The organism is Actinophytocola sp. (assembly GCF_045807065.1).
Taxonomy (GTDB): domain Bacteria; phylum Actinomycetota; class Actinomycetes; order Mycobacteriales; family Pseudonocardiaceae; genus Actinophytocola.
Genome location: NZ_JBJMIE010000574.1, coordinates 1 through 4266, shown reverse-complemented (window position 1 = coordinate 4266; position 4266 = coordinate 1). Strand labels below are relative to the sequence as shown.

Annotated in this window: 4 protein-coding genes and 1 tRNA gene; 1 reads left to right on the top strand and 4 read right to left on the bottom strand. The window is 68.6% G+C overall.

Features of this window, described 5'->3' with window-relative positions:
* Nucleotides 1-189, bottom strand: a 189-nt coding sequence (locus ACJ73U_RS33630) for a transposase (RefSeq protein ID WP_407775401.1), incomplete at its 3' end; no start/stop codon positions are given.
* Nucleotides 190-1381: 1192 nt separating this feature from the next.
* A tRNA-Arg gene (locus ACJ73U_RS33625) sits at nt 1382-1454 on the bottom strand.
* A gap of 58 nt (nt 1455-1512) precedes the next feature.
* On the opposite strand from ACJ73U_RS33625, the gene ACJ73U_RS33620 reads away from it, so the two are divergent.
* Nucleotides 1513-3165 (top strand): SDR family oxidoreductase, encoded by a 1653-nt coding sequence (locus ACJ73U_RS33620; RefSeq protein WP_407781777.1) that lies wholly within the window; start codon nt 1513-1515, stop codon nt 3163-3165.
* Here ACJ73U_RS33620 and ACJ73U_RS33615 read toward each other — a convergent pair.
* Together ACJ73U_RS33615 and ACJ73U_RS33610 are read right to left on the bottom strand one after the other, a co-directional pair.
* A complete protein-coding gene (locus ACJ73U_RS33615) occupies nt 3162-3992 on the bottom strand; it encodes a PhzF family phenazine biosynthesis isomerase (RefSeq protein WP_407781776.1) in 831 nt (276 codons plus the stop codon). The genes ACJ73U_RS33620 and ACJ73U_RS33615 overlap by 4 nt on opposite strands.
* Before the next feature lie 65 nt (nt 3993-4057).
* Nucleotides 4058-4266: aldehyde dehydrogenase family protein (locus ACJ73U_RS33610; RefSeq protein ID WP_407781775.1), on the bottom strand; the 209-nt coding region annotated here is incomplete at its 5' end.

The following is a 4266-nucleotide window of genomic DNA, read 5'->3' as shown; positions in this document are numbered from 1 at the left end:
CGGCTCGTCTCCAGTCGCCGCTGCCGCACCCACTCGACGACGTTCGTCTTTGACCCAGACACTCAACATCCCCGGGTCAATTCCCAGCTCGCGAGCGACCTCGGAAATCGTACGACCGGTATCGATCACACGATGCGACGCCTCAACCTTGTACTCGGCCGCGTAGGACCGACGCTTCCGGGCAGACATAACGGACATCCTTCCAGCAGGGCAACGCCCTGCTAACTCGGTGTCCACTCTTCGGGGGGAACCTCAAACTACATAAGGCGCGGTTTATCGAGTACGACGCTGCCAAGCGCACGATTCGGTTGCTCCCGCCCGGTGTGACCGCTGCCGAGGAACTCGTCGCGGCGGGTTCCTAGCTGCAGGGACGGTGTTAGACAGGCAGTGCCCAAGATGCCCTTTTGTGGCCTCTCGTGAAGCTCGTGCAACTGGTCCTCGGTCGGAGCTGTCTCGTCGATGTCGCAGAGCTTGTGCCCGATGACGTTGTCGAATGACTCGCTGCCGGGATCGCTGGCTCGTTTGTCGGCTGCCGGCTCGTTGTCGTTGTCGTGTCGTGTGCTGCCGAACTTGGCTCTATGGGATCAAGGCGGCGCGCAAGCGCGCCGCGCGGGCGGACGGCCTGCCGCTCCGCTCACGGCCGCCGCCCGCCACCCGCATTGACGCAACCCTCGTACCCCGAGCCATGGCACCAGCGCCTCACCAACGCCGCCCCCTCACACGCCCTGTTGATCGTTTAACACCGGGCCGCCGGCATCAAGAGCGCTCCTTCGTCGCGTCGCTGGCGCGATGTCGCTTCGCTCCACTCTTGACACCGCCGACCCGGTGCTAACTGCGGCCAGGACAGGGGAACGGGCTCCGAGCAGGGGCCACCGAAACCGGTCCGGGAGGTCACCCATGGCACGCAAGCACTCGATCAGCCCTAACCAGACTGTGCTCTGGGCCTACGAGGCTCTTGCACCTGAGTGGGGGTCGCCCGCTCTCCGGGCCCAAGCGCGCGACGGCCAGCCCTACGACTCGGCCAGCGTGAGCAGTCGCACGACCAGGGGCACGGCTGGAACCGAGATCCACGATGCCCGGCTGACCGCAGATCGGTCCGTGTCTGCCCTCGTCTGCGCATACTCGCGAGCTGATCTTGGTAAGGCACCGCGAGGGCACGCAGGCCGTCGGCGAGCTGGTCGGCAACGTGTCCGTCAGACGGCGCGGCTGGACCACCTTGTGTGATCCACATGACCGGGGGAGTGGGGCCATCCTTGGGCAGGCATTGGGTACGGATGTCCGTAGATAGGCGGTGTCAGCCGGACACGGCCGGACAAGCCATGATCAATACTGGAGTGTGTTTGGCCTGGTCAGCGGCCTAGATGTGCAGGTGAAGAAGGGGCGCCCACGGCAGGATTTGAACCTGCGACACCTGCCTCCGGAGGGCAGTGCTCTATCCCCTGAGCTACGTGGGCTCGTTCTCGGCTGAAGCTTAGCGCATGGGGTTTCGGGGGGTGCGACTACCGTGGCCTCATGGGTCGACGCTGGGTGGATGTGGGTGGGGTTCGGCTGGCTGTTTATGAGGATGGAGACGCTGGCGGGCCCACTGTGCTGCTGGTTCACGGGTATCCGGACAATGCTTCCGTTTGGGATGGGGTGGTCGACGGGCTGCGGGGGCGGTTTCGGGTTGTGCGTTATGACGTGCGGGGGGCTGGGGGGTCGGCGGCGCCTCGGGGGCGGGATGGGTACCGCATGAAGGAGCTGGTGGGGGATCTTGTTGCGGTTGTCGAGGCTGTGGGTGGGCCTGTGCACCTTGTCGGGCATGACTGGGGGTCTGTTCAGGGGTGGGCTGCGGTGGGTGCTCGGCCCGACCTCTTCGCCTCCTTCACCTCGGTCTCTGGGCCTGATCTTGATCAGGTTGGGGAGTGGGTGCGGCGGGGGCGGCGGCGGGACGTGCTGCGGCAACTCGTCCACTCCTGGTACATCGGGGCGTTTCAGGTGCCGGTTCTGCCCGAAGTTGTGTGGGGGATTCCTGCGCTTCGGCGGAAGTTTCGGGCTGGGTATCGGGATGCGCGGAACGGGGTTGAGCTCTACCGGGCCAATCGGGGTGGGCGGGGTGAGCCTCGGCGGGTGAGCACGCCCGTTCAGCAGATTGCGCTTACTCAGGATCCCTTTGTGACGCCTGCCATCCTCACCGCGGCCGATCCCTGGTGTGACCGGTTGTGGCGGCGGCCGCTCGTGGCTGGGCACTGGGCTGTTCGTGAGCGGGCCGGCGTCGTGGCTCGGATGGTGGGTGAGTTCATCGATCACCTGGACGGGGCGGCCGCGTCTCGGGAGTTGGGGCGCGCCCGGGTTGGGGACTCTCGTTCGGGGATGAGTGGGCGGCTTGCCCTTGTCACCGGGGCCGGGAGCGGGATTGGGCGGGCCACCGCTCTCGCGCTCGGTGGGGAGGGGGCCGACGTGCTCTGTGTGGACATCGACTTCGGTGCCGCCGAGCGGACGGCGGCCGAGGTCGGGGGGAGTGCGTTTCAGCTCGACGTCGCCGACGGCACCGCTACCCAGCGGTTGGCCGCCCATGTGCTTGCCGAGCACGGGGTTCCCGATCTCGTCATGGCCAACGCCGGGGTGGGGCTTGCCGGGAGCTTCCTCGAGACCAGCGAGGAGGACTGGCGGCGGGTTCTCGACACCAACCTCTGGGGTGTGATCAACACTCTGCGGGCGTTCCTGCCGCCGCTGGTCGAGCGCGGGGAAGGAGGGCACGTCGTCGTGACCGCCTCCGCCGCCGGGTTCCTCCCGCTGCCCTCCCTGCCCGCCTACAGCACCACCAAGGCCGGGGTTCTCATGCTTGCCCAGTGCCTCGCCGGGGAACTGGCCCCGGACGGGATCGGAGTGAGTGCGATCTGCCCCGGCTTCGTGCACACCAACATCACCACCACCACGCGGTTCGCCGGGACGGCGGCCGACGAGGAACGGCGGCGGCGGGCCCGGACCACCGAGCTGTACCGGCGGCGGGGGTTCGGGCCCGATAAGGTCGCGGCCGCGGTTGTCGCCGCGGTGAAGGACGGGCGGGTGGTGGTGCCGGTCACTCCCGAGGCCAAGGTGGGTGCCGTTGCCAACCGGCTCGCGCCCGGGGCCACGCGGGCACTGTTGGGGTGGATCGACGGGCTTGCCTCGGTCCGTGACTAGGCCGGGATGCGTGTCGCCGTGCCGGTGACCCTCACTCGGGGATCCGCCGGGTGCACGGTCACCGTCAGTTCGCTGCGGCGGCCCATGTCCTCGCCCTGCACGATCGTCAGCTCGCGGGGTTCGGTGACGCGGCCGATGGCCCGCAGGTAGCCGCCGAAGGCGGCGGCCGCGGCGCCTGTCGCCGGGTCCTCCACCACGCCGCCCACCGGGAACGGGTCGCGGGCGTGCACCTCGTGGTCGGTCTCCGGCCAGAAGAGTTGGAGGGTCGTCCAGCCCGCGTCGAGCATGAGCGACCGCAGTGCCTCGAAGTCGTAGTCCAGGGTCGCCAGGCGGGCGCGGGTGGCCGCCGCCAGCATCAGGTGGTCGTTGCCGGCGAACGCCACGTGGACCGGCCACGCCGGGTTGACGTCGTCGGTCGACCAGTTGAGGGCCGTCAGGGTGCGGGTCAGCTCGTCGTCCGTTGCCGGGCGGGATCGCGTGGGGACGCTGGTCAGGGTTGCGACGATCTCGTTCCTCAGTTCGGTGTGGACCGGGATCTCGCCGGCCTTCGTGTCGAAGCGCACGGGGGCCGGGCCGTCGCGTTCGGCCAGGGCTACCGCCGTCGCGATCGTGGCGTGGCCGCAGAACGGGACCTCGGCCAGCGGGCTGAAGTAACGCACGGCGAACCGGCGGTCGGCGACCGGCACGGCGAACGCCGTCTCGGAGTAGCCGACGTCCGTGGCGATGCGCTGCATCTCCTCGTCGGTCAGTCCCTCGGCGTCGAGGACCACACCCGCGGGGTTGCCCGTCGCCGGGTCGGTCGTGAACGCGGCGTAGCGCAGGATCATGACTCGATTGTGCCTGTGCGCGGCGGGTGGTAGGCGGACCCGCCGCGCACAGGCGCGGCCCGCGGTCAGTACGGGAACCGCGGGCGGCCGTGGTGGATCGAGATCCACTTCAGGGTCGTGAACTCGTGCAGGCTCCACTCGCCGTTCAGGCGGCCCATGCCGGAGTGCTTGTTGCCGCCGAACGCGACGATCGGTTCGTCGTGGATCGTCGTGTCGTTGATGTGGATCATGCCGGTGTCGATGCGTCTCGCCAGCTCGACGCCGTGGTCGAGGT